The 25,637-nt window shown below is 60.8% G+C and carries 26 protein-coding genes and 8 tRNA genes; 13 read left to right on the plus strand and 21 right to left on the minus strand.

Annotation, left to right across the window (positions count from 1 at the left end; all coding sequences use genetic code 11):
- Positions 1 to 31 precede the first annotated feature (31 nt).
- The 14 genes from G7047_RS14000 to folC all read right to left on the minus strand — a co-directional run bounded on the left by G7047_RS14000 (position 32) and on the right by folC (position 8,207).
- Positions 32 to 108, minus strand: a tRNA-Asp gene (locus G7047_RS14000).
- Positions 109 to 155: 47 nt separating this feature from the next.
- Positions 156 to 231 (minus strand) — tRNA-Glu (locus G7047_RS14005).
- Between the two features lie 30 nt (positions 232 to 261).
- Positions 262 to 337, minus strand: a tRNA-Ala gene (locus G7047_RS14010).
- A gap of 103 nt (positions 338 to 440) precedes the next feature.
- Positions 441 to 517: transfer RNA gene (locus G7047_RS14015), tRNA-Asp, on the minus strand.
- Between the two features lie 47 nt (positions 518 to 564).
- Positions 565 to 640 (minus strand) — tRNA-Glu (locus G7047_RS14020).
- 26 nt (positions 641 to 666) lie between these two features.
- Positions 667 to 743: transfer RNA gene (locus tag G7047_RS14025), tRNA-Asp, on the minus strand.
- 47 nt (positions 744 to 790) lie between these two features.
- Positions 791 to 866: transfer RNA gene (locus G7047_RS14030), tRNA-Glu, on the minus strand.
- A 15-nt stretch (positions 867 to 881) separates the two neighbouring features.
- Positions 882 to 957, minus strand: a tRNA-Ala gene (locus tag G7047_RS14035).
- Between the two features lie 75 nt (positions 958 to 1,032).
- The gene (gene gltX, locus G7047_RS14040) at positions 1,033 to 2,442 is read right to left on the minus strand and encodes a glutamate--tRNA ligase (protein ID WP_166306419.1); all 1,410 of its coding nucleotides are present in this window, start codon (positions 2,440 to 2,442) and stop codon (positions 1,033 to 1,035) included.
- Positions 2,439 to 3,653, minus strand: coding sequence for an O-succinylhomoserine sulfhydrylase (locus tag G7047_RS14045; RefSeq protein ID WP_166306422.1), 1,215 nt, complete (start codon positions 3,651 to 3,653; stop codon positions 2,439 to 2,441). The genes gltX and G7047_RS14045 overlap by 4 nt, the downstream gene beginning before the upstream one ends.
- A 141-nt stretch (positions 3,654 to 3,794) precedes the next feature.
- Entirely contained in the window at positions 3,795 to 5,276 is a 1,482-nt protein-coding gene (gene purF / locus G7047_RS14050; protein ID WP_166306425.1) for an amidophosphoribosyltransferase, read from the minus strand.
- 97 nt (positions 5,277 to 5,373) lie between these two features.
- A complete protein-coding gene (locus tag G7047_RS14055; RefSeq protein ID WP_166306428.1) occupies positions 5,374 to 5,862 on the minus strand; it encodes a CvpA family protein in 489 nt (162 codons plus the stop codon).
- A gap of 27 nt (positions 5,863 to 5,889) precedes the next feature.
- Positions 5,890 to 6,867: an SPOR domain-containing protein gene (locus G7047_RS14060; protein ID WP_166306431.1), complete on the minus strand. Its 978-nt coding sequence runs from the start codon at positions 6,865 to 6,867 to the stop codon at positions 5,890 to 5,892.
- Between the two features lie 14 nt (positions 6,868 to 6,881).
- Positions 6,882 to 8,207: a bifunctional tetrahydrofolate synthase/dihydrofolate synthase gene (gene folC, locus G7047_RS14065; protein WP_166306434.1), complete on the minus strand. Its 1,326-nt coding sequence runs from the start codon at positions 8,205 to 8,207 to the stop codon at positions 6,882 to 6,884.
- A gap of 47 nt (positions 8,208 to 8,254) precedes the next feature.
- Between folC and G7047_RS14070 the strand changes: the two genes are divergently transcribed.
- The 6 genes from G7047_RS14070 to G7047_RS14095 all read left to right on the plus strand — a co-directional run bounded on the left by G7047_RS14070 (position 8,255) and on the right by G7047_RS14095 (position 13,325).
- Entirely contained in the window at positions 8,255 to 8,629 is a 375-nt protein-coding gene (locus G7047_RS14070; protein ID WP_166306437.1) for an arsenate reductase, read from the plus strand.
- A gap of 133 nt (positions 8,630 to 8,762) precedes the next feature.
- Complete coding sequence (locus G7047_RS14075) at positions 8,763 to 9,569, plus strand: glycine zipper 2TM domain-containing protein (RefSeq protein WP_166306440.1); 807 nt, start codon at positions 8,763 to 8,765, stop codon at positions 9,567 to 9,569.
- Positions 9,570 to 9,726: 157 nt separating this feature from the next.
- Positions 9,727 to 10,044 carry a pyrimidine/purine nucleoside phosphorylase gene (locus tag G7047_RS14080; RefSeq protein ID WP_166306443.1) on the plus strand — a complete coding sequence of 106 codons (318 nt, stop codon included), beginning with the start codon at positions 9,727 to 9,729 and terminating at the stop codon, positions 10,042 to 10,044.
- A gap of 57 nt (positions 10,045 to 10,101) precedes the next feature.
- Positions 10,102 to 11,442: an argininosuccinate synthase gene (gene argG / locus G7047_RS14085; protein ID WP_166306446.1), complete on the plus strand. Its 1,341-nt coding sequence runs from the start codon at positions 10,102 to 10,104 to the stop codon at positions 11,440 to 11,442.
- A gap of 272 nt (positions 11,443 to 11,714) precedes the next feature.
- Complete coding sequence (locus G7047_RS14090; RefSeq protein ID WP_166306449.1) at positions 11,715 to 12,689, plus strand: tripartite tricarboxylate transporter substrate binding protein; 975 nt, start codon at positions 11,715 to 11,717, stop codon at positions 12,687 to 12,689.
- A 174-nt stretch (positions 12,690 to 12,863) separates the two neighbouring features.
- Positions 12,864 to 13,325, plus strand: a complete 462-nt coding sequence (locus G7047_RS14095; RefSeq protein WP_166306452.1) for a hypothetical protein — start codon at positions 12,864 to 12,866, stop codon at positions 13,323 to 13,325.
- Position 13,326: 1 nt separating this feature from the next.
- Here the strand turns inward: G7047_RS14095 and murB are convergent, their stop codons facing one another.
- Positions 13,327 to 14,400 (minus strand): UDP-N-acetylmuramate dehydrogenase, encoded by a 1,074-nt coding sequence (murB, locus tag G7047_RS14100; RefSeq protein WP_166306455.1) that lies wholly within the window; start codon positions 14,398 to 14,400, stop codon positions 13,327 to 13,329.
- 66 nt (positions 14,401 to 14,466) lie between these two features.
- Here murB and G7047_RS14105 point away from each other — a divergent pair, with 66 nt between their 5' ends.
- The 3 genes from G7047_RS14105 to G7047_RS14115 all read left to right on the plus strand — a co-directional run bounded on the left by G7047_RS14105 (position 14,467) and on the right by G7047_RS14115 (position 16,796).
- Positions 14,467 to 14,952: a YajQ family cyclic di-GMP-binding protein gene (locus G7047_RS14105; protein ID WP_166306458.1), complete on the plus strand. Its 486-nt coding sequence runs from the start codon at positions 14,467 to 14,469 to the stop codon at positions 14,950 to 14,952.
- 30 nt (positions 14,953 to 14,982) lie between these two features.
- Positions 14,983 to 15,642, plus strand: coding sequence for a TIGR02281 family clan AA aspartic protease (locus tag G7047_RS14110; RefSeq protein ID WP_166306461.1), 660 nt, complete (start codon positions 14,983 to 14,985; stop codon positions 15,640 to 15,642).
- A gap of 143 nt (positions 15,643 to 15,785) precedes the next feature.
- A complete protein-coding gene (locus tag G7047_RS14115; protein WP_166306464.1) occupies positions 15,786 to 16,796 on the plus strand; it encodes an HD-GYP domain-containing protein in 1,011 nt (336 codons plus the stop codon).
- A 314-nt stretch (positions 16,797 to 17,110) separates the two neighbouring features.
- On the opposite strand, the gene plsY is transcribed toward G7047_RS14115, so the two are convergent.
- Genes plsY through G7047_RS14130 form a run of 3 tightly spaced genes read right to left on the minus strand, consistent with a single transcriptional unit; the run spans position 17,111 to position 19,383 of the window.
- Positions 17,111 to 17,749, minus strand: a complete 639-nt coding sequence (plsY, locus tag G7047_RS14120) for a glycerol-3-phosphate 1-O-acyltransferase PlsY (RefSeq protein ID WP_166306467.1) — start codon at positions 17,747 to 17,749, stop codon at positions 17,111 to 17,113.
- A 52-nt stretch (positions 17,750 to 17,801) separates the two neighbouring features.
- Positions 17,802 to 18,302, minus strand: coding sequence for a Cys-tRNA(Pro) deacylase (ybaK, locus tag G7047_RS14125; RefSeq protein WP_166306470.1), 501 nt, complete (start codon positions 18,300 to 18,302; stop codon positions 17,802 to 17,804).
- Between the two features lie 19 nt (positions 18,303 to 18,321).
- Positions 18,322 to 19,383 carry an aldo/keto reductase gene (locus tag G7047_RS14130; RefSeq protein WP_166306473.1) on the minus strand — a complete coding sequence of 354 codons (1,062 nt, stop codon included), beginning with the start codon at positions 19,381 to 19,383 and terminating at the stop codon, positions 18,322 to 18,324.
- Positions 19,384 to 19,514: 131 nt separating this feature from the next.
- Here G7047_RS14130 and G7047_RS14135 point away from each other — a divergent pair, with 131 nt between their 5' ends.
- Positions 19,515 to 20,444 (plus strand): alpha/beta fold hydrolase, encoded by a 930-nt coding sequence (locus G7047_RS14135; protein WP_166306476.1) that lies wholly within the window; start codon positions 19,515 to 19,517, stop codon positions 20,442 to 20,444.
- A 66-nt stretch (positions 20,445 to 20,510) separates the two neighbouring features.
- Here the strand turns inward: G7047_RS14135 and G7047_RS14140 are convergent, their stop codons facing one another.
- The 3 genes from G7047_RS14140 to G7047_RS14145 all read right to left on the minus strand — a co-directional run bounded on the left by G7047_RS14140 (position 20,511) and on the right by G7047_RS14145 (position 21,696).
- A complete protein-coding gene (locus tag G7047_RS14140) occupies positions 20,511 to 20,651 on the minus strand; it encodes a hypothetical protein (protein ID WP_166306479.1) in 141 nt (46 codons plus the stop codon).
- Positions 20,652 to 20,794: 143 nt separating this feature from the next.
- The gene (locus tag G7047_RS31350) at positions 20,795 to 20,920 is read right to left on the minus strand and encodes a hypothetical protein (protein WP_256376844.1); all 126 of its coding nucleotides are present in this window, start codon (positions 20,918 to 20,920) and stop codon (positions 20,795 to 20,797) included.
- A 68-nt stretch (positions 20,921 to 20,988) separates the two neighbouring features.
- Positions 20,989 to 21,696: a response regulator transcription factor gene (locus G7047_RS14145; RefSeq protein WP_166306482.1), complete on the minus strand. Its 708-nt coding sequence runs from the start codon at positions 21,694 to 21,696 to the stop codon at positions 20,989 to 20,991.
- Positions 21,697 to 22,290: 594 nt separating this feature from the next.
- On the opposite strand from G7047_RS14145, the gene prfB reads away from it, so the two are divergent.
- From prfB to G7047_RS14160, 3 genes are all read left to right on the plus strand, one after another.
- Positions 22,291 to 23,395 (plus strand): peptide chain release factor 2 gene (prfB, locus tag G7047_RS14150; RefSeq protein ID WP_166306485.1). Its coding sequence is split into 2 segments (ribosomal slippage): positions 22,291 to 22,371 and positions 22,373 to 23,395, totalling 1,104 coding nucleotides; the frame shifts between segments, so codons are not numbered across the junction.
- A 138-nt stretch (positions 23,396 to 23,533) separates the two neighbouring features.
- Positions 23,534 to 24,868, plus strand: coding sequence for a WD40 repeat domain-containing protein (locus G7047_RS14155; protein WP_166306488.1), 1,335 nt, complete (start codon positions 23,534 to 23,536; stop codon positions 24,866 to 24,868).
- A 60-nt stretch (positions 24,869 to 24,928) separates the two neighbouring features.
- Positions 24,929 to 25,282 carry a hypothetical protein gene (locus G7047_RS14160; RefSeq protein ID WP_371813892.1) on the plus strand — a complete coding sequence of 118 codons (354 nt, stop codon included), beginning with the start codon at positions 24,929 to 24,931 and terminating at the stop codon, positions 25,280 to 25,282.
- The last annotated feature ends 355 nt before the right edge of the window (positions 25,283 to 25,637 follow it).

The following is a 25,637-nucleotide window of genomic DNA, read 5'->3' on the forward strand; positions in this document are numbered from 1 at the left end:
TGCAAGCTTTCGCTTGCATCGCTTTTGATTTTGGCGGAGTGGACGGGACTCGAACCCGCGACCCCCGGCGTGACAGGCCGGTATTCTAACCAACTGAACTACCACTCCTGGTAGAAAGCGTCGTGGGCTCTTGCGAGCTTCAAGTGCTTTAAACTTGGCGACCCTACGGGGATTCGAACCCCGGTACTCACCGTGAAAGGGTGATGTCCTAGGCCTCTAGACGATAGGGTCATAACCTAAGAACTTCCGTTCAACAAACCTTGGTGGAGGTAAACGGGATCGAACCGATGACCTCTTGCATGCCATGCAAGCGCTCTCCCAGCTGAGCTATACCCCCAAGGGATCTGACACATGATCGACAACATGGCATGCCATGCTCCCACCAAAACAAAACGGGCCTCCTTGCGGGACGACCCGTTACTGGTCAAATCCATGAAATCTGGCGGAGTGGACGGGACTCGAACCCGCGACCCCCGGCGTGACAGGCCGGTATTCTAACCAACTGAACTACCACTCCTGGCAGGAAGCGTTGTGCGCTCTTGCGAGCTTCAAGTGCTTCAAACTTGGCGACCCTACGGGGATTCGAACCCCGGTACTCACCGTGAAAGGGTGATGTCCTAGGCCTCTAGACGATAGGGTCAAAACCTTGGAACTAACCGAAAAACTTGGCGGAGTGGACGGGACTCGAACCCGCGCCCCCCGGCGTGACAGGCCGGTATTCTAACCAACTGAACTACCACTCCTGGTAGAAAGCGTCGTGGGCTCTTGCGAGCTTCAAGTGCTTCAAACTTGGCGACCCTACGGGGATTCGAACCCCGGTACTCACCGTGAAAGGGTGATGTCCTAGGCCTCTAGACGATAGGGTCATAACCTAGAATTCTTGGTGGAGGTAAACGGGATCGAACCGATGACCTCTTGCATGCCATGCAAGCGCTCTCCCAGCTGAGCTATACCCCCAATTTTCTCTGCAGATAACGTCGTTTAGTTGTGTAACCATCGTCATCTGCTGAGCTTCGAATTATATACAGGTTTTCAGGCGCTTTTCAAATTCATCAAAACTTTTTCACGCCCGAGAAGCTCGAGCACTGCGTCGACCGATGGCGTGTGCGCCGTACCCAGCGTCAGCACGCGCACCGGCATCGCCAGCATCGGCATCTTCACGCCCTGATCTTTGAGCACTTGCTTGATGGCAGCGCTGATCGCTTCCTTGTTCCACTCCACCGTTTCCATGGCGGTAGCGAACGCGGCGAGCAGCGGCTTGACGGCGTCGGTCACATGCTTGGCGTAGTCTTCGGCGTTGCGCTCGATGCTCTCCATATAGAAGAGCTTCGCCCAGTGGGCCATGTCGACCAGCGTTTCGCAGCGATCCTTGAACAGACCAACAATGCGCACAAGGCGGTCATCAGCATCGATCAGGCTCTCGGCGACACCCGTCTTGATGACGAACGGCTTGACCATCGCTGTCAGCGCCACATCGTCCATGGCCTTCAGGTGCTGGGCATTCACCCAGCGCAGTTTGGCCTCGTCGAACTGGCCCGCACTGCGGCCGAGATGGTCCAGATTGAACCACTCGAGGAACTGCTGACGGGAGAAGATTTCGTCATCGCCATGGCTCCAACCCAGACGGGCCAGGTAGTTCACCATCGCATCGGGCAAATAGCCTTCGTCGCGGTATTCCGTCACGGCCTTGGCACCATTGCGCTTGCTCATCTTCTCGCCCTGCTCATTGAGCACGGTCGGCAGATGTGCGAACACCGGCACGGTGGCACCGAGCGCCTCGAAAATGTGGATCTGGCGCGGCGTGTTGTTCACATGGTCATCACCGCGGATCACATGGGTGATGGTCATGTCCATGTCGTCCACGCAGACGCAGAAGTTATAGGTTGGTGTGCCGTCGGGACGAGCAATCACTAGATCGTCGAGCTCGGAGTTCTGGAACTCGATGTGGCCCTTGCACTTGTCCTCCCAGCCGACCACGCCGGTCAAAGGCGTCTTGAAACGCAGCACCGGCTTCACGCCTTCGGGAATAGCTGGCAGCACCTTGCCGGGTTCCGGACGCCATGTGCCGTCATAGCGTGGCTTTTCCTTGGCGGCCATTTGCTTTTCGCGCAGTGCGTCCAGCTCTGCCATGCTCATGTAGCAAGGATAGACATAGCCCTTTTCTTGCAGAACGGCCAGCACTTCCTTGTAGCGCTCCATGCGCTGCATCTGATAGAACGGGCCCTCGTCGTGATCGAGCTGCAACCATTCCATACCTTCCAGAATCACATCGACCGATGCCTGCGTGGAACGCTCCACGTCGGTGTCCTCGATGCGCAGGATGAAGTCACCCTTGTTGGCACGCGCAAAGGCCCATGGATACAGGGCCGAGCGGATGTTGCCCAGATGGATGAAGCCCGTGGGAGACGGGGCAAATCGGGTACGTACTTTTTCTTGTGTCATTTCAATGTATCCAGTCCGCGGGAAAGATCGTTCTTGATGTCTTCAAGATGCTCGAGACCCACGGAAACGCGAATGAGGCCCTGCCCCACGCCCGCAGCCTGACGCTGCGCTTCGCTCAAACGGCCGTGCGATGTGCTGGCCGGGTGTGTGATGGTGGTCTTCACATCGCCAAGATTGGCGGTGATGCTGCACACGCGCGTGCTGTCGACCACGTGGAACGCGTTGGCGCGCAGTTGCTCGGAACCTTCGCCAACCACATCGAACGCGATCACCGCTCCGCCCAGGCCATTCTGCTGACGCATCGCCAACTCGTGCTGGGGATGACTCTTGAGGCCGGGGTAATACACGCGCGCAACCTTGGGATGCGCTTCAAGCCAAGTGGCGAGCCCCAGCGCAGCCGCGCTCTCCGCCTTAACACGCAGCGACAGGGTTTCAAGCCCCTTCATCACCACCCAGGCGTTGAACGGAGCGAGATTCAGCCCGCCGCTGCGCAGAAAGGTGCCCATGACCTTGTCCACCAGCGCCACAGTGCCGCAGACGGCGCCCGACATCACGCGGCCTTGGCCGTCGAGGAACTTGGTGCCCGAGTGCACGACGATGTCCGCGCCGAATTTGGCAGGCTGCTGCAGCGCGGGCGAGGCGAAGCTGTTGTCCACGGCCAGCAGCGCGCCATGGGCGTGGGCAAGCTCGGCCAGTGCGGCGATGTCGCAAAGGTCGGTCAGCGGATTGGTCGGCGTCTCGGCGAACAGCAGCTTGGTGTTGGGACGCACGGCGTCCTTCCAGGCCTGTACATCGGTCTGCGAGACGAACGTGGTCTCGACGCCAAAGCGCGCCATTTCAGTGCCGAGCAGTTTGATCGTCGAGCCAAACATGGATTGCGAGCAGATCACATGATCGCCCGTCTTCAACGTCGTCAGCGCGACCAGCAGAATGGCCGCCATGCCGGTCGAGGTCGCCACAGCGCACTCCGTGCCTTCCATTGCAGCCAGACGCTTCTCGAAGCTAGTGACCGTGGGATTGCTCGTGCGGCTGTAGGTATAGCCATCCTCTTCCGCAGCGAAGCGGCGTGCCGCAGTGGCGCAATCCGGTTGCACGAAGCTGCTGGTGAGATACAACGCCTCGCTATGCTCCCCCCACTGGCTGCGATCAATCGCCTCGCGCACAGCGAGCGTATCTGGATGCAGGCCTTGCGGCAATGTTCTGTCGGTCACGATAAATCCTTGCAACTTGTTCTCAGGACCGCCAATGTCCGGCATTGACGGCGGCGCGCCCTCGGGAGAATCGTGCGCGCTTCCAATTCGGTGCGGGCGGCGACTCAGCGCCACCCTTTGAGTCGGGCTTCAGCGAAAGACTCAGACCAGGGTGGCGTCCTCGTCGTCTTCCACCTGTTCATTGCGGCCTGCGTTGATCGCGCTAATGTCCACATCGGAAATGTCGCCAGTGATGTACTCGCCATCAAAACAGGATGCCTCGAAGCCCTGCACCGCTGGGTTGATCTTGCCCACGGCGACCTTCATGGCATCCACGTCCTGATAGATCAGCGCGTCTGCGCTGATGACCTGACGGATTTCCTCGACCGTGCGGTCATGGGCGACCAGCTCGGTCTTGGTGGGCATGTCGATGCCATAGACGTTCGGGTAGCGCACTGGTGGCGCGGCCGAAGCGAGATAGACCTTCACCGCGCCCGCGTCACGTGCCATCTGCACAATCTCCTTGGAAGTTGTGCCGCGCACGATGGAATCGTCGACCAGCAGCACCTTGCGGCCCTTGAATTCGCTGCCGATGGCGTTGAGCTTCTGGCGTACGGACTTCTTACGCGTGGACTGCCCCGGCATGATGAAGGTGCGACCCACGTAGCGGTTCTTCACGAAGCCTTCGCGGTACGGAATGCCCAGCAACTGGGCCAACTGCATCGCGCTTGGGCGACTGGATTCGGGAATCGGAATGATCGCGTCGATCTCGCTCGGCGGCACAGTGGAGATCACACGCTTGGCCAGCGTCTCCCCCATGTTCAAGCGCGCCTGATAGACGGAGATGCCATCCATCACCGAGTCGGGACGCGCGAGGTACACGTACTCGAACACGCAGGGGTGCAGCATCGGCGACTCGGCACATTGCTCGGATTCGACGCGGCCATCTTCGTGCACATACACGGCTTCGCCCGGGGCGATGTCGCGCTCGAGCTGATGCAGTGTGCCTTCGAGGGCCACCGATTCGCTGGCCATCATGATCGTGCCATCCGCACTCTTGCCCATGCACAGCGGACGAATGCCGTACGGGTCACGGAACGCGAGCAGGCCATATCCCGCGATTAGCGCGATCACCGCATACGAACCCTTGAGGCGCTTGTGCACCGCACGCACGGCCTTGAACACGTCTTCGCTCTTGAGCGGCGCGCCGCTGCTCGCACGCGCCAACTCGTGAGCCAGCACGTTGACCAGCACTTCGGAATCGCTCTCGGTGTTGGTGTGGCGGTGGTCGGTACTGGCGAGTTCTTCGCGCAGTTGCTTGGCATTGGTGAGGTTGCCGTTGTGCACCATCACAATGCCGAAAGGAGCGTTCACATAGAACGGCTGAGCCTCTTCTTCGCTCGAGGCATTGCCTGCAGTCGGGTAGCGGCACTGGCCCAAGCCCACCATGCCCGGAAGGCCACGCATGTTGCGGGTGCGGAACACATCGCGCACCATACCCTTCGCCTTGTGCATGAAGAACTTGCGTCCATCTTGCGTGACGATGCCTGCAGCGTCTTGGCCGCGATGCTGCAACAGCAGCAGGGCGTCATAGATCAGCTGATTGACAGGGGTCGCACTGACCACACCGACGATTCCACACATATTCGGTTTCCATTCTCTGGCGGGGGATATCCGCCGAACACTCACAAAAATTCAAAAAGAACTTGCGGGACCGCAATTGTCGCCGCTATTTCACATTTCAGACCGGAAGCCGCATCGCCATGTCGGCAGGAAGTACGGGCTTTATGGCGGCAAGGGCCTGCTCCAAGATGGGGCCCGAATGCGAAATTTTCCACCACTCGGCCTCGTGCATCGGCGTGAGCTGGGCCACCACGGCCACGACCAGCAGCACCAACACACCGCGCAGCAACCCGAAGATGCCGCCCAGTGCACGATCCGCAGGCCTGAGCCCCATGGCATCGATAAGCTTCTTCATGAGCCATGCCACAAAGCTGCAGGCAAAAATCGCCACCACGAAAACCAGCACGAATCCAGCGACCTGCTGGATCGTCTGGTCATAGTCTTTCATCGGAAGCAGCGCGGCTGCATCCACCGCGAACCATTGCGCGAGAAAGAACGCGATGATCCAGCTTGCCAGCGACAGCAACTCGAACACCAGTCCACGCCAAGCCCCAATGATCAGGGATCCGAGCAACACCACGATGCACAACCAATCCAGCGCAGCCATGCGCAGCTCCCGGTCAGTTCGTTGGCGTCAAAGCGGAATCACGGAAGCCGGAAGACCCAGCCCCTTGACCTTGCCCGCCGCCTTGTCGGCGTCGGCGCGGCCAGTGAACGGACCGACACGAACCCGGGTGCGTTTGCCATCCTTGGTGTCCACCGTCTGAGTGAACGCCTTCAAGCCCGCGCCCGCGAGCTTGCCGCGCACCTCCTGCGCCTTGTCGGCATCGGCGAACGCACCCACCTGCACGATGAAGCGCCCCTCGGCCTTGGCCGCAGCGGCGAAGTTGCTGGACGAGGACGAATCCTTGCCCTCCAGCAATGCGCGGGCACGTGCCGCGTCATCTGCGCGCTGCTTGGGTTCGGGCTTAGGTTCCGGTTTGGGCTCTGGCTTTGGCTCTGGCTTCACCTCGCGCTTGGGTTCTGGCTTGGCTTCAGGTTTCGGTTCTGGTTTGGGCTCAGGTTTGACTTCCGGCTTGCGCTCAGGCCTGACCTCGGGTTTGGGCTCCGGTTTGCGCTCGGGTTTGACTTCGGGCTTGACTTCAGGTTTGGAGGCCTGACGCTCGGTGAACGCCGGTTGCACCGCAGGCTTGGACGCGGCGGGCGTCGGGGGCACCACCGCTGCCACCGAGGAAGCGGGCTTGCGTGCTGGTGACGTGACGACTTCCTCGCCATCGGAAAGCCCCGTATCAGGCAAGGAGCCACCTGAGCGGGCAGCCGTCGCAGCGGAGCCCGGCGTACCCGGCACCACCAGCGGTGCCACAGTATTGCGATCCGGAACATCAACCGGCAAATTGACAGCAACGGGCCGCGGCTTGGTATCGAACAGCAGCGTGAACGCCGCCACGCCGGCAACCACCAGTACCGCAGCGCCGATCAGGCGATGGCGCGCACGGCGGCGCATGACCTCGACACTTTCCGCCTGCGCGGCGACGCGCGATCGGCGGGTGGCTTTGTTGTTGCCAGTGTCTTTTTCTTTCTGACCGGACCAAGGAAACTTGATGAATGCCATGTGGTATGGACGCGTTACGTACCCAGATGCTTGGCTTGCAGACGAGGCGTGCCATGTTGCAGCACACCGCCCACTGTGTAGAACGAGCCAAAGACCACGATTCTATCAGCCGGGTCGGCGGCAGCAATTGCGGCTTGTAACGCGGCTTCCGGGTTGGCGTGCAACGAGGTCTTCACCTCGCGCTTGGCACCCGTCACCATCTGCACGGCATTCCATTTCTGCTGCAGATGTGCGGCCGTATCGGCGCGCGGCGTGGGCAGATCAGTGAAATACCAGCGATCGATCAAAGGGCCAATCTTGGTGAGCATCGGAGTCAAGTCTTTGTCCGCCATAGCGCCAAACACGGCATGGGTGACGGGGAAATAGCCCATGGCATCCAGATTGGCCGTCAAAGCCGCCACGGAATGCGGGTTGTGCGCCACATCCAGCACCATGGTCGGCTGGCCGGGGATGATCTGGAAACGGCCCGGCAACTCAACCATCGCGAGACCCGTGCGCACGGCCTGCGCGGTCACGGGCAACTTGTCGCGGATGGCCTCGTAGGCAGCCAACACGCCAGAAGCGTTCACCAGTTGATTGGCACCGCGCAGCGCCGGATACGACAAACCCGCGTAGCGACGGCCACGCCCTGCCCAGGCCCATTGCTGCTGGTCTCCCGTGAAATTGAAGTCAATGCCGAAGCGCCACAGATCGGCGCCGATCTCGCGCGCGTGATCGATCACGCTCTGCGGTGCCATCGGGTCGCTGACCACAGCGGGCTTGCCGCTGCGCATGATGCCGGCCTTCTCGCGGCCAATGCTCTCGCGATCCGTACCGAGGAATTCCATGTGATCGAGATCGATGCTGGTGATGATCGCGCAGTCGGTATCGATGATGTTGGTCGCGTCGAGACGGCCACCCATGCCGACCTCAAGGATCGCCACATCGAGCTTGGAGATGCTCAAAAGGCGCAGGATCGCCAGCGTCGTGAATTCGAAATAGGTCAGCGAAATCTCGTCGCCACCTTGCACCCGCGCCGTTTCGACGGCCGCGAACTGCTCCACGAGCTGGGCCGCAGTGACGATCTCGCCATGCACGCGGCAACGTTCCTCGAAATGCACCAGATGCGGCGAGGTGAACACGCCCGGCTTGTAGCCCGACTGCAGGGCTACGGCTTCGAGCATCGCGCAAGTCGAGCCCTTGCCGTTGGTTCCGGCAACAGTGATCACGGGGCAGTTGAAATGCAGGTTCAGCCGCTTGGCCACCTCGCCCACGCGCTCCAGGCCCATTTCAATGTTGCGGGGATGCAGGCTTTCGCAATAGCTCAGCCAGCCATCCAGAGTGTCAGGTAGATTGTGCATACAGCCCGCCATTGTCGCGCACCCCGGCATGAGCGATGATCACCAACATGAGTACCCCCACAATCACCATCTACGGCATCCCCAATTGCGACACCGTGAAAAAGGCCCGCACCTGGCTTACAGCACAAGGTGTGGATTACCAGTTTCACGACTTCAAGAAGCAAGGCGTGCCCGCCGAGCGCCTCTCCGACTGGCTCAAGTCCGTGGGCCGCGACAAGCTGCTCAACACCAAGGGTACGACCTGGCGCAAGCTCGATGCCGAGGTGCAGGCCCGCGCTGGCGATGACGCTGGTGCCATCGAGGTCATGAAGGAACACGCCTCGGTCATCAAGCGCCCGGTCGCAGAATGGGACGGAAAGGCCAGTGGCCGTGTGACCGTGGGCTTTGACGCGGGCAAGTGGAACGAACTGCTCGGCAATTGATCCTACACATATAAAAAACGTGTGCGGACAGCGATTTACGTAGCTTTACGTGACTGCACGCAGTTTTTGACGCTTGACGCCTAAACTTTTGTCAAGGCTGGCGCGTTAAGCGAGCAGCAAGGAGTATCCACTCATGAATAAGTTTGTTGCCATCGCCCTTCTCACTAGTTTGACTACCGCTACCCTGCCCGCATTCGCGCAGCAGGAGCAGGGGCGCGTGCTCTCCGCCACGCCGGTGATTCAGCAGGTGGCGATTCCGCAGCAAGTCTGCGGCAGTGACTATGTCTATTCGCGCCGCCAGCCCACAGGCGGCGGTGCTCTGCTGGGCGCCATCGTCGGCGGCCTCGCTGGAAGCGCCATCGGCGGCGGCTCGGGCCGTGTGGCGGCCACCGCCATCGGCGCCATGGGTGGCTCCATCGTCGGCAATCAGGTCGAAGCAGGCCCTCCCGGTTACTACCCCGTGCAGCGCTGCGGCACGCAGACCTCCTACGAGAGCCGCACGGTCGGCTACGACGTGACCTACGAATACGCAGGCCGCCGCTACACCACGCGCACCGACTACCAACCCGGCGCATGGATTCCGCTCTCGGTACAGCCCACCAACCAAGGCTACAACGGCCAGTATGGTCAATATGACCAGTACGGTCGCCCCTACGAGCAGCCCTACGGCCAGTACCCACAGCAATACCAGCAGCAATACCAGCAACCACAGGTGCAGTATCAACAACCGTACCAGCAGCCTCAGGGCTACTACGGCGACAACCGCTATGACAACGAGGGCAGCTACGGCTACGACAGTCGTGGTTACCAGAACCAGGGTGGCTACAGCGCTCCTCAGGCGGGCGTCGTGGTCTCCAGCCCCACGGGCAGCTACACCGCGCCGGTCACGGACAACGCTGTCGAGTACCGCAACTCGCGCGGCGAGGCCTATCGCCAGTGACGGATTGCGCTCTCACCCCCTCGAAAGGAGCCCTCGCGGCTCCTTTTTCTTGCCCGCGGGAACATTCTTCAATCCGCACAAAACCACTGCCCCGTCGCGGGAGCCTAGAATTGAGGGTTTGACCGATTCACCAATCCACTGAAATTCAGCGCACTCCATGACCACCGAAAAGATTGACGGCGTATCTCTCACGACCAAAGCCAATGTGTACTTCGACGGAAAATGCGTGAGTCACAGCTTCACCTATCCCGACGGCACCAAGAAGTCCGTGGGCGTGGTCCTACCGTCCGAGCTCACCTTTGGCACCGCCGCTGCCGAGATCATGGAATGCGTGGGCGGTGGCTGTGAATACAAGCTCGCCGGCTCCGACCAGTGGGTAAAGTCCGGCCCGGGCGAGAAGTTCAGCATCCCGGCCGACTCCAAATTCGACATCCGGGTGACCGAGGCATATCACTACATCTGCCACTACGCTTGATTGCTTGATTCCACAGCGCATCAACGCAGCGTCTCCCAACACACACGGACACCCTCCATGGCAAACATCCTGCAAAACCTCCCCGTCGGCCAGAAGGTCGGCATCGCCTTCTCCGGCGGCCTCGACACCAGCGCAGCCCTGCGCTGGATGAAGAACAAGGGCGCCCTGCCCTACGCGTACACCGCCAACCTCGGCCAGCCCGATGAAGCCGACTACGACGAAATCCCCCGCAAGGCGATGGAATACGGCGCGGAGAAAGCCCGCCTGATCGACTGCCGCACGCAACTGGCCAACGAAGGCATCGCCGCCATCCAGGCCGGCGCGTTCCACATCTCCACCGGCGGCATCACCTACTTCAACACCACACCTCTGGGCCGTGCTGTGACCGGCACCATGCTCGTGGCCGCGATGAAGGAAGACGACGTCAACATCTGGGGTGACGGCTCGACCTTCAAGGGCAACGACATCGAGCGTTTCTACCGCTACGGTCTGCTGACCAACCCGGCACTCAAGATCTACAAGCCCTGGCTCGACCAGCAGTTCATCGACGAACTGGGCGGTCGCACCGAAATGTCGGAATTCCTGATCAAGGAAGGTTTCGGCTACAAGATGTCGGTCGAAAAGGCCTACTCCACCGACTCCAACATGCTTGGCGCAACCCACGAAGCCAAGGATCTGGAATTCCTGAACAGCGGCATCCGCATCGTCAACCCAATCATGGGCGTGGCGTTCTGGAAGCCTGAGGTCGAAGTGAAGGCTGAGGAAGTCTCCGTGACTTTCGAAGAAGGCCGTCCGGTGGCCCTGAACGGCAAGCGCATCGATGACCTGGTGGAACTGTTCCTCGAAGCCAACCGCATCGGTGGCCGCCACGGCCTCGGCATGAGCGACCAGATCGAGAACCGCATCATCGAAGCCAAGAGCCGCGGCATCTACGAAGCCCCCGGCATGGCGCTGCTGCACATCGCTTACGAGCGTCTCGTGACCGGCATCCACAACGAAGACACCATCGAACAGTACCGCATCAACGGCCTGAAGCTCGGCCGCCTGCTGTACCAAGGCCGCTGGTTCGACCCGCAGGCCATCATGCTGCGTGAATCTGCCCAGCGCTGGATCGCCCGCGCAGTGACCGGCACCGTGACACTGGAACTGCGTCGCGGCAACGACTACTCGCTGCTCAACACCGAGTCACCCAACCTGACCTACGCTCCCGAGCGCCTGTCGATGGAAAAGGTGGAAGACGCGCCATTCAGCCAGGCAGACCGCATCGGCCAATTGACCATGCGCAACCTCGACATCGTCGACACCCGCGACAAGCTGCGCGTGTACTCCGAGGCAGGTCTGCTCTCGCTGGGTGGCAATGCCGCACTGGCGCAACTGAACGACGGCAGCAAGAAGTAATTCTGGCTCGCAGCGCTCACTCAAAACCGCCCACACTGGGCGGTTTTTTTTCGCCTCAACGCGCTTCACAAGCGACTTTTGGCCCCGCACTACGTACAGGAATACGTAGGCCTCGATTGTCGTCCTGAAGCACAATCCCGGATCTTCATGGTCTGCAATCGAAGTCTCTTTTTGATCGCATTGACCTACGTGGACCTCTCCCTATCCGTGAGAGCGTCCGTTCCCTGCCTCTGTGGTCACACCACCCGTGCCCCAAGCCCTCAAGGACAGACATGCTTCGCAGAAATGCTTTGCTCGCCGCCGCAGCCGTGACGCTCACCGCTGGCACACCCGCCATCGTGCACGCCAAAGACGCCTGGCCCGTCAAGACCATCACTCTGGTGCAGCCCTACTCGCCCGGTGGCACCAGCGACATGCTGGCCCGCATCATCGCGCTGGAACTCGAAAAGCGCATCGATGCCAACGTCATCGTTGACAGCAAGGCCGGTGCCAACGGCAACATCGCCACCGCCTTCGTGAGCCGCGCCAAGCCGGACGGCGGCACCTACCTCGTGGGCTCGAGCAGCCCCGTGGTGATCTCGCCCACGCTGTACAAGAGCGTTCCCTACGATCCACGCAAGGATCTGACGCCGATCACCACTATCGCCAAGGCACCCTTCCTGCTGGTGACCAGCGCCAAGTCGGGCATCAACTCGATGGACGACCTGATGAAGCAGATCAAGGCCGACAAGGTGAACTTCGGCTCCGCCGGTGCCGGTTCGCCCCAGCACATGCTGGTCGAGATGTTCCAGATGCAGGCCAAGGTGAAATCGCCCCACATCCCGTACAAGGGCTCGGCTCCATTGATCCTTGCCGTGATGTCCAACGAGGTGCAATACGCCATCGACAACCCCGTGCCGCTCAAGCCGCAGATCGATGCCGGCAAGATCAAGGCACTGGCCATCACCAGCAAGAACGCCTCGCCCAAGTTCCCCGGAGTGAAGAGCCTGCACGAGCAAGGCTTCACCAACTTCGAGGTGGAACCCTGGTACGGCATGATCGGCTCCAAGAACATGCCCAAGGAACTGGCCGAGCGCATGAACGGCTACGTGCAGGACATCCTGAAGCAAGACAACGTCAAGCAGAAAATCTCCGAGCTGGGTGCCGAAGCCTACGGCATGGGCACCGCAGACTTCGCCAAGCTGATCGACGCAGACATCAAAAAGTGGGGCGAGGCCGTGAAGGCGTCCGGCGCCACCGCCGACTGATCCCGGAATCGATCGCCACATTCGCACCCGGAATGTTACAAAAGGCCTGCAGCTATCGGCTGCAGGCCTTTTCGCTTTCAAATTCATGACTCTGTAACGACGTCGATAACCACACTGCGAGCGCGAGCGCTACAGTAGCGACACCAAAGTTCAAGGAAAGTCAGGAAGTCCACAGTGAAGAATCGCATTTCCATGCTGCTCGTCGCCACTCTGTTTACTGCCACAAGCGCCAGCACCGTTCTGGCTGCCGATGAAAGCGCCAACAAGCAAGCCGCAGCAACTCCCTCCGGCCCCAGCGAAGCCGTTCAGAAAGCGCTAGACAAGCGCGCCAAGTCCATCATCGACTCACTCGAAGGCGTCGGCCCTGCGCTGAGCGCCGAGATGTTTTCGGACGAGTTCAACAAGCAGGCTAAGCCCGAGCAGGTCCAGCAAGCCATGAAGCAATTGCGCGACGCCGTCGGCGCTTGCAAGCTGGCCGGTCGCATCAACAGCCCTGCGCCGAACGCTACCGCTTATCTCCTCGATTGCCAAAAGGCCTATGTGCCGCTCGAAATCGGCGTCGAAGAGAAAGCCCCGAACAAGATCCAGAGTCTGTTTTTCCGCGCCTCTTTCTGGCGCCTTGGCGCCAAGCCGTAACTCAGACAACCACTGGCTCCGGCTCCAGCCGGATGCCAAAGCGTTCATAGACGCTGGTCTGTATCGCCCGGGCCAGCGTCATCACTTCCCCCCCCGTCACGCTGTCGTCGCCATTGCCGCGATTGACCAGCACCAGCGCCTGCTTTTCGTAGACGCCCGCCTTGCCGATCGACTTGCCCTTCCAGCCGCAGGAGTCGATCAACCAGCCCGCAGCCAGCTTGATCGAACCATCCGCCATCGGGTAGTGCACGATCTTTGGCTCGCGCTCGATGATGTCAGCGCACTGGTATTCGGTGACGGTCGGGTTCTTGAAGAAGCTGCCCGCATTGCCGATCACGGCCGGGTCGGGCAACTTGGCGCGCCGGATCTCGCAGACCCAGTCGAAGATCTGCTTGGCGCTGGGCTCGCTCACGCCGGTTTCAACCCGCTTGCGCTCCAGATCGGCATAGCCCAGTTCGGGCTTCCATTGTTTGGACAGACGAAAACGCACGTGGGTGATCACCGCGCGTCCAGCAAGCCCCATGCCGCGCGGCAGGTCACCGTCCGCCTCGGGTAACTGCGGCGCATGCTTGAACACCGAATCGCGGTAGCCAAACGCGCACTGTGCTGCATCGAGCGTGAAACTCTGCCCTGTGGCCAGATCGACCGCATCGAGCGCATCGAAGCGATCCTGCAACTCGACTCCGTACGCGCCGATGTTCTGTACCGGCGCCGCGCCGACGGTGCCGGGAATCAGCGCCAGATTCTCAAGGCCCGGAAAGCCGTGCTCGATGGTCCAGGCCACGGCATCGTGCCAGACCTCGCCCGCGCCCGCCTCCACGATCCAGGCCTTGTCGGTCTCCTCGACCAGACGCAGCCCCTTGATCTCCATTTTGAGCACCACGGGTTTGACATCCCCAGTGATCACAATATTGCTGCCGCCACCCAGCACAAAGACCGGTTGACCGGCCAGCTCAGGAGCAAAAATCAGGTCGCGCACATCCTGAACCGATTGGGCGCGCACCAGCATATGCGCCTTGGCAACGATGCCAAAGGTGTTGTATTGCTGGAGAGGAACGTTGTTCTCGACTAACATCGACCCCATTGTCGCACCCGGGCGAAAACGCCATCGGGTTTGTATCTAGATTCCGAGAGTAAAGCCATGCCTTCTTTTGATACCGTCCTGGAAGCCAACTTCGTCGAAGTGAAAAACGCCATCGAAAACACCGCCAAAGAAATCGGCACGCGTTTCGATTTCAAGGGCAGCTCTGCCGGGGTGGAGCTCAAGGACAAGGAAATCACCATGTTCGGTGATGCCGAGTTCCAGCTCCAGCAGGTCGAGGACATCCTGCGCAACAAGCTCTCCAAGCGCAATGTGGATGTGCGTTTCCTCGATGTCGGCAAGGCCCAGAAGATCGGCGGCGACAAGCTCAAGCAGGTCATCAAGGTGCGCAACGGTATCGACGCCGAAAATGCCAAGAAGATTCAGAAAGCGCTCAAGGAAAGCAAACTCAAGCTGCAGGCCGCCATTCAGGAAGAAAAAGTGCGCGTGACCGGAGCCAAGCGCGACGACCTCCAGGCTGCGATGGCGCTGATCCGCAAAGACATTGCAGACCTGCCGCTGTCGTTCGACAATTTCCGCGACTGATCTCTGACTCCCCTCCTCGCTCTCGCCGCCATGCACTTCCCAGCCTTCACCGTTGCCCGTGCATCCGTCGCGGCTGCGTCGCTTGCTCTTGCCGCATTGCCCGCCTTGGCCCAACAGGCCGCTCTGGTGGGGGTGCTAGGAAACAAGGCGCTGCTCGTCATCGACGGCAAGTCCCCGCGCACGCTGGGGGCGGGTGATTCCGCCTCGGGCGTCAAGGTGATCTCGGTCGGAGGAGACAGCGCGGTCGTCGAGTCGGGGGGCGGGCGCGTCACGCTGCGGCTGGGCGATACGCCAGTGCATGTGAGTGCCAACGGAGCAGGAGACAAGCAGCGGCTCGTGCTGCGCGCTGATTCGCGCGGTCACTTCGTGAATTCCGGGCTCATCAACGGCAAAGTCATGCAGTACATGGTCGACACCGGAGCGACGCTGGTGGCATTCAGCCAATCCGAAGCGCTGCGCATGGGCGTGAAGTTCCAGGACGGCCAGCAAGTGATGATCGGCACCGGAAACGGCAGCGTCGCCGCGCACCGCATCAAGCTCGACAGCGTGCGCACCGGTGACATCGAATTGCGCAATGTGGATGCCGTCGTACTGCCCCAACCCATGCCCTATGTCCTGCTGGGCAACAGCTTTCTGAACGCATTTCAGATGAGCCGCACAAACGATGAAATGGTGCTGGAGCGGAAATAGTCTACGCCCATTGGGCTGACTGCACCTCGGTATCACCGCCAATATCGACTTTCACCCGGCAATGCAACAATGATCCAGACGCCATATCGCAAAGGTCGATATGACGGAAGGACCGACCGAATCACAGTCATATCAAGAGCAAGATGAGTGCACTTGCAGGAAACATCCCCATCGTCGAATCGGCCTCGCGCAACGAGTACGAAGAGCTTCTGGCCCAATGGGGCGACATGCAGGCTACTCTGGCATTTCTGCTGCGCCGCCCCCAACAGACGGCGGATTTCCCGACCAAGATCCGCCAATGCGACCAGTGGCTGCAGGAGATGGTCGCGCAAGATGTGGATTCGACCCTGTACCTGATCTTTCAATTGGCATCGACCAACGGCACGGGCTACAGCGCATCACATGCACTGGTGTGCGCCTCACTTTGCCACATCCTCGCGCAGGAACTCGGACTGCCGCGCAATGAGCGAGACAGCCTCGTGCGCGCGGCATTCACCATGAACATCGGCATGACGGAACTGCAGGACGAACTCGCCGAACGTGCCGACCCGATCACCGCCCAGCAGCAGGAAGCCATCAACCGCCACGCCGAAAAAGGCATGGCGCTGCTGGAACACGTGGGCGTGGCCGACGACCTCTGGCTCGACTCCGTCGCCTACCACCACACGCCACAGCGCGACCGCGCACGCGAGCCGCTCAAGAGCCTGCAGCCCGAAGAGCGCCTTACATACATTCTGGCCTCGGTGGATCGCTATGCGGCCTTCATCAGCCCCCGTAAATCACGCATCGGCCGCAGTGCCACAGAGTCCATGCGGGCCCTGCTCGGCAAGAACGTGTCGCAAAGCGACGAGGTGGGTTTCATTCTGGTGCGCACCATCGGCCTGTGCCCGCCCGGCACTTTTGTGAAACTGGACAACGGCGACACCGCCATCGTGTTGCGACGCGGTGAATCCACCAGCTTCCCCATCGTCGCCAGCCTCATCGATGTCGACGGCGAGGCCTACCCTGAGCCCGAGTTGCACTACACCGTACACGGCAAACGCCGCGTGATCAACGCCCTGCCCAGCAGCGCGGTCAGTATGGGAACGAACCACTACACCATGGTGCGCATGGGCCTGATGGCTGCTGGAAGGCGTTTGGGCTCCCCCCCCTGAGGCGCTGCGCGCCTCCCCCCGCTCTATGCATTGCTGCGCAATGCGGCAGGGGGACACCCCCGTCGCTGCGGGGCGGCCCTTGCTCGGGGGTCACTGGCCTGAGCCGCGACAGTATCGAACACCGCACGCAAATCAAAGCAAAGATCCCAAAACAGCGGACTTCGAAGCGAAGCGAGTGCCCGATCCACAGCCACAGTGACGAGACAACCCTTCAGGCCAGGCGCGTAACCGCAGATCAGTACTCTCGTACGGCAAGGCTTCGCAAGAAGGCCTGTATCGTCATCTCCAAACGAACAACGAATAAAACAGAAAACTCAAGAAGACTTCTTCTTGGAACCAATTTTGGATTCTTTTCCAGCAAGCAAACGGGTGATGTTTTCTTTGTGGCGGTAGATCAGCAATCCGGACATGACGGCAATGGCCACGCCGATGCGCGCATCCATGGTCCACGCCACGCCCCCGCCCAGCACATAGAAAAACGGTGCAAACACCGCCGCCGCCAACGAAGCGAGCGACGAGTAACGGAAGAACACCGCAATGATCAGCCAGGTGGCGAGTGTCGCCAGCCCCAGCCAGCCGCTGATGCCGATGAGGACGCCAGCCGCGGTCGCCACGCCTTTGCCGCCTTTGAACTTGAAAAACACCGGCCACAGGTGGCCCAGAAATGCGGCCAGGCCAACGGCGGCGATGGTGCCCTCTTCCAATCCGTAAGGCTGGCCGAACCAGCGCACCAGCACCACTGGCAACCACCCCTTCACGGCGTCGAGCAACAAGGTCAGGACCGCCGCTGGCTTGCTGCCCGAGCGCAGCACATTGGTCGCACCGGGATTGCCGCTGCCGTAGGTGCGGGGGTCGTTCAGCCCCATCACGCTGCTGACGATGACCGCGAACGACAGCGAGCCGATAAGATAGGCCGCGATGGTGACGACGATGGAAAGTACGATGGGGCTCACGGGGTCCGTTCGGCTTTAAAAATGTTGGAATAGGAATGGGTATGACAGCCCGCTATTCTGCCAGCGCGCACTGCACCGGTTTGGCTTGTAGCAGATCCACGCACACCTGCGGGCTCAACTGCACCAGAAATCCGCGCCGACCGCCGTTGATGGCGATGCGCGGCAACTCCAGAATGCTCTGCTCGATGTAGACCGGCATCTGCTTCTTCGTGCCGAACGGCGATGTGCCGCCGACCAGATAACCGCTGTGCCGATGGGCCACCTCGGGCTTGCAGGGCTCGATGCTTTTGGCGCCGATCTGGCGCGCGAGGTTCTTGGTCGACACCTTGCAGTCGCCATGCATCAGCACAATCAGCGGCTTGGCGTCCTGATCCTGCATCACCAGCGTCTTGACGACGTGGTGCTCATCGAGCCCCAGACACTCGGCGCTGTGCTCCGTACCACCATGCTCGACGTACTCATATGGATGCTCAGTGAACTCCACCCGGTTGGCACGCAGCAGCTGCGTGGCGGGGGTTTCGCTCACATGAGCGGATTTGTCCTTCTTGCTCATGATGTCAACAAGCCTCCGCTCACTGCGCGGGATCGCGATGGAGCTTGCGGATCGCGTCAATGCCCTGCAGCACCGCGGGCGCGAGCTGCGTGCCCCAGATATCGATGTCTTCATCGAGCTGCGCGACGGTCGTCACGCCAAGGATCGTGCTCGTCACCTGCCACTTGGTATAGCAGAACGCCAGCGCCATCTGCGTGGGCGTGAGGCCGTTGTCGCGCGCGAGCTGGTTGTAGAGCTTGCCGGTTTCCCACGACTCCTTGCGTCCCCAGCGCTGCTTGCGCATGGACTCGAACATCGCGAGGCGCCCCTCGGCAGGAGCGCCCGGCCCGGTGGTGCCGCTCGCGTCGTACTTGCCCGACAGCAGCCCATAGCCCAGCGGTGAATAGGCGAGCAGCGACAGACCGAGCCGATGGCAGCTCTCGTCCATCGCATTTTCCCAGCTGCGGTTGAGCAGCGAATACGGGTTCTGCACCGACACCACACGCGGCAGGCCAAACTGCTCGGCAAACTTCACGAATTCGTGCACGCCATACGGCGTCTCGTTCGACAGCCCGATGTAGCGCACCTTGCCCGCGCGCACCAGTTGGTCGAGCGCCTTCAGCTGTTCAAGAATCGGTGTACTGCTCTCATCCTTCTTCGGGTCGTAATACATCAGACCGAAGGCAGGCACATGGCGCTCGGGCCAGTGGATCTGGTAGAGGTCGATCACGTCGGTCTTCAGACGCTTGAGGCTGCCCTCGCACGACGCGACGATGTCGGCGGCCGTCATCCCCGCGCCTTCGCGGATCCATGGCGTGGCGCGCGATGGCCCGGCCACCTTGCTCGCCAGCACCACACGGTTGCGCACGCCGGGGTTGGATGCGAACCAGTTGCCGATGATGGCTTCGGTCGCACCGGCGGTTTCCCGGCGGGTCGGCACGGCGTACATCTCGGCCGTGTCGACAAAATTCACACCGCGATCCAGCGCGCGGTCGAGGATTGCGTGCGAGGTCTGCTGCGAGACCTGCTCACCAAACGTCATCGTACCCAGACAGATGGGCGTGACCTTCAAATCACTTTGGCCAAGGGAAATCAGATTCATGGAGTTTCATTCAACGACGGACATGCAGCAGAAATCATAGACAACATCTCGCTCGCGCGTGGCCTGCTGCGCTGTGTCCGACGAAACCTTGGTGACACCAGCAGCGCCATCGCCTGCGGATAATGCGCGGCATGTACACCGAACAACGCACCGCCCGCCAGCTCTCCGTCCCCGTGCGCAACATGCCCTACCATGTGCGCGTCTGGGGCGACCCCGATGCGCAGTCCGCCGGAAAACTGCCGCCGCTCGTGATGGTGCATGGCTGGATGGATGTGGGCGCGTCCTACCAGTTCGTGGTCGATGCGTTCAGCGACGCGTTCGCCGACGGCCGCCTGATCATCGCGCCCGACTGGCGCGGCTTCGGTCATTCCATGCCGAGTCATGCGCAGGACCACTATGTGTTCGCCGACTACCTCGCCGATCTCGACCAACTGATCGACCACTTCTCACCCGATGCGCCCGTCGACCTCGTGGGCCACAGCATGGGCGGCAACGTGAGCATGATGTACGCGGGTGCACGCCCCGCACGCATCCGCCGTCTGGTCAATCTGGAAGGTTTCGGCCTCGCCGCTTCACGCCCCGCGCAAGCACCCGCGCGCTACGCGAAATGGATGGATGAGCTGCGCCAGTATGAGCGCGGCGAGATGGCACTCAAGCCCTACGACAGCCGCGACGGCGTGGCGCTGCGCCTCATGAAGACCAATCCGCGCATCTCCGCCGACAAGGCACAGTGGCTTGCGCAGCACTGGGCCGCGCCGGACGAGCACGGCAAGTGGCACATCCTCGGTGCGGCCTCGCACAAGATCATCACGCCGATGCTGTTTCGCGCAGATGAAATGCTGGCCATGTACGAAGCCATCGCCGCGCCCGTGCTGTCGATCGAGGCCGAAGAAAACCACATCGAGAGATGGTCCGGCGGGGCCTACTCTCTGGCCGAATTCCACCAGCGTCTCGCCCATGTACGCGACGCCCGCTCGGCCCAAGTGAACGACGCCGCGCACATGCTGCACCACGATCAGCCCGAAGCCGTCGCGCGCCTGATTGAAGACTTTCTGGCGTGAGCCTTCGCGGCTCAATCAGCAGTTGCGGCCTGCGCTGCCAGAGGCAGCGCCAAAGTCACTACCGCCTCACCATGGCGTGAGGTCATGCAGAAGGCCGCTCACATCGACGGTCACCCGGACATGGCGTGCGCGGCTGTGCTTGACGATATTCGACAACGCATCCCCCACCACGCGCGTGAGCGCAAGGCACTGCAACCAGTGAGACATCCGCCCACCGCAAATCGCTGTTGCTGTAGAGCGCCCCGGCCAAGCTGACCGCCGAGAGGCCTACAGCCACCTGCTGCATGGAGCCGTCTTCGGTCTTGCATTCACTTTTCCAGTCGATGCGATACCAAGCCGTGTGGATGCTGTCACCGCTCATCCATGGCCATTGGTGCGGCAGGGGCACTGACTGCCAGCCGGTTGCGGGAGGAAAAGGCTTTGCGCTTGCCTGACTGCCGTCCAGCGATTTTTTCGGGAACGGAGTCGATGGCCATCAGCAACGCCATCAGGACGCCCAGAAACACCCGCCACGCAGCGCCCCAGCTCCTGACACTGACAGCACTCACTCGAGAAATCCCCGAGCCTTTGCCTGCTGAACGGCCGACACCCGCGAGGATACGGCCAGTTTGCGGTAGATACGCTTGATGTGCGTATCCACTGTGAAGCGCGAGAGGATCACACGCTCCGCGATTTCCCGGTTGGTCAGCCCGCTGGCCACATGCCGCAGGATGATGCATTCGCGCTCGGTGAGTGCCACCTCGCTGCTGGGGACCTGCGCGGAATCCGGCGCAGTCACCGGCAGCAACTCCAGAATGCGCCGCGCGATGAACGGATCGATCGGTGCACCGCCACGCAACACGCTACGGATCGACAGCGACACCTCGAGATCATCCCGCTCCTTGAGCACATAGCCGGTGGCACCTGCACGCAGCGCGCCCAGAATCGCCTCTTCCGAACTCCAGGCCGAAACAACGAGAATGCCCAGCCCTGGATCTTCGGCACGCAACTCCGTGATCAACGAGCGGCCATTGCCATCGGGTAGTTCCAAATCGACCAACGCAAGCCCAACGGGTTGATGACTTAGAAACTCCCGGGCCGCCTTGAGCGAATCCACGATGACCAGATCCTGCGGCGCATATCCCAGCTGCTGCAGCACGAGCTGCAGGCGGCGCTGCAACAGAGGTTCGTCCTCGACTACCAGCACAGGCACTGGCAAAGCCGCGTCGCTGGAGACGATCGGAGCATTTGGAGGAGGAACTGGGAACGCCATCTTGTTTGGTTCGGTAGTGGAGTTGAAATGAAAGGTTCGGTCCGAATGGTAGGACACGAATCGATAGCAGCCATCAATTCAATTGTTAATGCCAATTAATTTATGAAAATTCGACAACCATTTAAGCCAAATTGTGCAGCGTCACATAGTCGACGACCTCGGCAATCGAAGCGGCCACGTGAACGTTATGCGCCAAAAAACCCAGCCCTTCAAACACTCGAAGCAGCCGGAGCTGCAGCAACGGATCATCCTCCACCAAGAGGATCGCTGCTCCCAAAAGCGTGACCGCTGTGGGCGGGATTGAAATGGACGCATGTTGATACAAAAATAACCAGCAGAAAGATATCAACGAATGCTATGGATCATTTGTAGCCGCGTATATCCCCTAAATAGGTGAATTTGCCGTTCGCACCGGTAGACAAAAACCCTTGGATTCCTCGTCACATCCAATAGCCTAGCCCCCCATTTCGATATTCACCGTCCCGTGTGTTCACGCGCCAATCACGCGCTCCGATAGACGACTCTTGCATCCATGAGAAAATAATGGGTTGCTTACAAAGTACCGCAAAGGTACAAAACACAAGGATTACGAAAATGGACGCAGAACGCATCAACCTGATCGGTACCACCCTCGAAGACCTGTCCACCCGGACACAAGAGCTTCGGAGGTATCTTTGACTACGATGCCAAATTTGAACGCCTGCGCACGGTAAACGCATCGCTCGAAGACCCGAACGTCTGGAACGATCCCAAGAAGGCTCAGGAACTGGGCAAGGAAAAGAAGGCGCTCGACTCCGTCGTGCTGACGCTTGAGAAGCTCACTGGCGAGCTGGCCGACAACCTTGAGCTCTATGAGATGAGCAAGGAAGAAGGCGACGAAGCGGGTCTGGAGACCATCGAGGCCGAAGCCGCCAAGCTGCAGCCGTTGATCGAGGAACTCGAATTCCGCCGCATGTTCAGCCAGGAAGCCGATCCGCTGAACTGCTTTGTCGATATCCAGGCCGGAGCCGGTGGCACCGAAGCATGCGACTGGGCCAGCATGCTGCTGCGCCAGTACCTCAAGTACGCCGAGCGCAAGGGCTTCAAGGCCACGGTGGAAGAAGAAACCCCAGGCGACGTCGCCGGCATCAAAAGCGCCACCATCAAGGTGGAAGGCGAGTATGCCTTCGGCCTGCTGCGCACCGAAACCGGTGTGCACCGCCTCGTGCGCAAATCGCCGTTCGACTCGTCGGGCGGTCGCCACACCTCGTTCGCCTCGCTGTTCGTCTACCCCGAGATCGATGACTCCATCGAGATCAACATCAACCCGGCCGACGTCCGTACCGACACCTACCGCGCCTCCGGCGCGGGTGGTCAGCACATCAACAAGACCGACTCGGCTGTGCGCCTGACGCACATGCCCACCGGCATCGTCGTGCAATGCCAGGACGGCCGCAGCCAGCACAGCAACCGCGATGTGGCATGGCAACGCCTGCGCTCGCGCCTGTATGACTACGAAATGCGCAAGCGCATGGAAGAGCAGCAGAAGCTCGAAGACACCAAAACCGACGTGGGCTGGGGCCACCAGATCCGCTCCTACGTGCTGGACAACAGCCGCATCAAGGATCTGCGCACCAACGTCGAAGTCTCCGCCACACAGAAGGTGCTGGACGGCGATCTGGACGTGTTCATCGAAGCCTCGCTCAAGCAAGGCGTCTGATTCTCATGGAGCTGCGCTTGGCGCGCAGCCAGAAGCCATCGCAAAGCCAGCCTGCCCGCAGGCTGGCTTTTTCTTTGGGCCCTTGGGTCTTTTCGCAGTGGTACAACAGCGATCTTCTTCCAACGATCTTTGAGCGCCATGAGCCCAGCCACCGCATCGTCCCAGCAATGGAAAACCGCCGTCCACGCCTACGCCAAACACCTGAATGACTACATCGCACGCGGTGACGCCAAGGGCTGGAAGGGCATGGGCGATCCGAAAGATCCACCCGAGCTCGAGGCGTTGCTGCCCGACATGATGAGCGCCCTGCGCGCCGCCAATGCCGAGCGCTCGGACGAGGCCATCACCGCCTTTCGCGAGCAGTGGCCGCCGATGCACGAGGCAACGCAACCTCTGCTGCAGGACAACAGTCAGGGCATAGGCTCGCTCGCCTGGCTTGCCAACGGAGGCCTGATGGTGCGCACGGGTGCATGGTACGAGCCCGGAAGCGCGGTGATGATTCACGGACTTCAGGTGACGGACATGCCGGATGCCGAAATGTTCGGCAACAGCCCGGCACAACTGACGACGGCGGTTGCGGGCAACGGCGTCATCTGCATCGTGAAGAACGACGACGGGTCCATCGCGGCGAAGTTCGATCTGCCCACGGGCAACGAAGACCTGCCGCCCGGCCATCCCTCTGCCGAACACGATGATAAAAATGCAGACAACTCAGACAAGACCGAGATCCAGCAGCTCATCCCGTTCGACGACGCTAGCGGCGTGGTGGTCGTACAAAGCGCCGGCATCTTTCTGGTCGCCGCGTCGGGAACCAAGCGGCTTCTGCCCGAGGCCGAAGACCTTGCCGAGAACATGTTGGAGAAAGAGCCCTACCTCGTGCGCCTCGACATGTGCCACGCAGCCGTGTCGCCCGATGGGCAGTGGATCGTCTGCGGCGCGCAGGACGGCAGGCACCGGGTGTTCAACGCGCGCGGCGATCTGGTTGACCGCATCGGGCCCCATGGCGAGTACCCGCACCACACGGCCTTCTTTGCGGATGGCAGGCATGCGGCGATGAACGCCTGCCACTTCTACAACGGCGGCACGATCGCGGTCGACGTGAGCGCCTTCGGCGGCATTGACAGCGAGTTCTATGACGAGCACCCTGCCGTCAAGCTGATCGACGGCTCTGCACGCGTTTACGCGAGCGCGCCGGTGGGCGATTCGCTGGTGCTGGGCGACGCCAACGGCTATCTCTGGGTGCGCAATGCAAAAGGAGAACTCCAGTGGAAGCAGCATGTCGGCAGCACGATCTGCTCCATGGCCGTGTCGGTGGACGAGACACGGCTGGCCGTGGGCACCTACTCGGGGACCGTCCACATCATCGATCTGACCGATTCGCAAACCGCCCCTGAACAGGTAGGCGCAGGCGCGCGCAGGGAGCTGCGCCGCTGGTTGTTCTGGAAGCAGGAAACGACCCCGCTGGCGTGGTGATCCGCGAACCGATTCTGATTTTCCTCAGCGTCATTTGACAGCTAAAAGCAGCTCTCCGAAATCGAGAAGGCCAAGGGCCGCAAGTACACCTACTGGCACGGCACGACGATGTTCACCGCCAAGAAGGCCCTGAACATCCTAAGCGAAGACAAATTCGACGACGCCAAGACGCAAAAACAGCGCAAGTCGTTCGAAGACACGGCCGACGGCCTCATCACCTATGCCAAGTCGCCCAGCGTCGAGATGCGGATGATGTGGACCATGCCCAAGCACCAGATCGAGGTCTCCCGTGTGGCAGCCAAAAAGCGCCTTCGCGCCGTGCGAGAAAACTCCAAGGGCGACTCGGCCTCCGGAGAAGGCTCTGCCTCCTACATGGTCGATGCATACAACCAAACCAGCAACCAGACACATTGATTCGGGCACACTTGCCCATATCACGCCCGCCGGTGCTTCAATCACCGGCGGGCCACATGATCTCTCACCCCGCTGAATGTGCAATCGCATGCCAAGCGTGAGAAAATAGGCCGTTGCCTGACGGTAAATGTGTTGATTGCAGCCCCGTGCAGACGCCCCTTCCAAACGGGATCAACACAGCCCCAAATCACCGCCAGACCGCAGTCGCACCTGCGATTCGAGCCCCAAGCTCCTCGCCAAACACCCTGCTTGCGGTTGTGCGCCCTTCAAAGAGGCACAATGCTGGTTGGTGCCTGCTATCTTGCTGCGTCTGAACCAATGTATTGCCACTGGTTTCTGATGCGCGGCAATTGCA

Source organism: Diaphorobacter sp. HDW4A (assembly GCF_011305995.1).
Taxonomy (GTDB): domain Bacteria; phylum Pseudomonadota; class Gammaproteobacteria; order Burkholderiales; family Burkholderiaceae_C; genus Diaphorobacter_A.

Coding starts and splice junctions, on each gene's coding strand:
- gltX (WP_166306419.1), bottom strand. CDS start 2,442: ATGACACAAGAAAAAGTACGTACCCGATTTGCCCCGTCTCCCACGGGC.
- purF (WP_166306425.1), bottom strand. CDS start 5,276: ATGTGTGGAATCGTCGGTGTGGTCAGTGCGACCCCTGTCAATCAGCTG.
- G7047_RS14055 (WP_166306428.1), bottom strand. CDS start 5,862: ATGGCTGCGCTGGATTGGTTGTGCATCGTGGTGTTGCTCGGATCCCTG.
- G7047_RS14060 (WP_166306431.1), bottom strand. CDS start 6,867: ATGGCATTCATCAAGTTTCCTTGGTCCGGTCAGAAAGAAAAAGACACT.
- folC (WP_166306434.1), bottom strand. CDS start 8,207: ATGCACAATCTACCTGACACTCTGGATGGCTGGCTGAGCTATTGCGAA.
- G7047_RS14070 (WP_166306437.1), top strand. CDS start 8,255: ATGAGTACCCCCACAATCACCATCTACGGCATCCCCAATTGCGACACC.
- G7047_RS14075 (WP_166306440.1), top strand. CDS start 8,763: ATGAATAAGTTTGTTGCCATCGCCCTTCTCACTAGTTTGACTACCGCT.
- G7047_RS14080 (WP_166306443.1), top strand. CDS start 9,727: ATGACCACCGAAAAGATTGACGGCGTATCTCTCACGACCAAAGCCAAT.
- argG (WP_166306446.1), top strand. CDS start 10,102: ATGGCAAACATCCTGCAAAACCTCCCCGTCGGCCAGAAGGTCGGCATC.
- G7047_RS14090 (WP_166306449.1), top strand. CDS start 11,715: ATGCTTCGCAGAAATGCTTTGCTCGCCGCCGCAGCCGTGACGCTCACC.
- murB (WP_166306455.1), bottom strand. CDS start 14,400: ATGTTAGTCGAGAACAACGTTCCTCTCCAGCAATACAACACCTTTGGC.
- G7047_RS14105 (WP_166306458.1), top strand. CDS start 14,467: ATGCCTTCTTTTGATACCGTCCTGGAAGCCAACTTCGTCGAAGTGAAA.
- G7047_RS14110 (WP_166306461.1), top strand. CDS start 14,983: ATGCACTTCCCAGCCTTCACCGTTGCCCGTGCATCCGTCGCGGCTGCG.
- G7047_RS14115 (WP_166306464.1), top strand. CDS start 15,786: ATGAGTGCACTTGCAGGAAACATCCCCATCGTCGAATCGGCCTCGCGC.
- ybaK (WP_166306470.1), bottom strand. CDS start 18,302: ATGAGCAAGAAGGACAAATCCGCTCATGTGAGCGAAACCCCCGCCACG.
- G7047_RS14130 (WP_166306473.1), bottom strand. CDS start 19,383: ATGAATCTGATTTCCCTTGGCCAAAGTGATTTGAAGGTCACGCCCATC.
- G7047_RS14135 (WP_166306476.1), top strand. CDS start 19,515: ATGTACACCGAACAACGCACCGCCCGCCAGCTCTCCGTCCCCGTGCGC.
- G7047_RS14140 (WP_166306479.1), bottom strand. CDS start 20,651: ATGTCTCACTGGTTGCAGTGCCTTGCGCTCACGCGCGTGGTGGGGGAT.
- G7047_RS31350 (WP_256376844.1), bottom strand. CDS start 20,920: ATGGCCATCGACTCCGTTCCCGAAAAAATCGCTGGACGGCAGTCAGGC.
- G7047_RS14145 (WP_166306482.1), bottom strand. CDS start 21,696: ATGGCGTTCCCAGTTCCTCCTCCAAATGCTCCGATCGTCTCCAGCGAC.
- G7047_RS14155 (WP_166306488.1), top strand. CDS start 23,534: ATGAGCCCAGCCACCGCATCGTCCCAGCAATGGAAAACCGCCGTCCAC.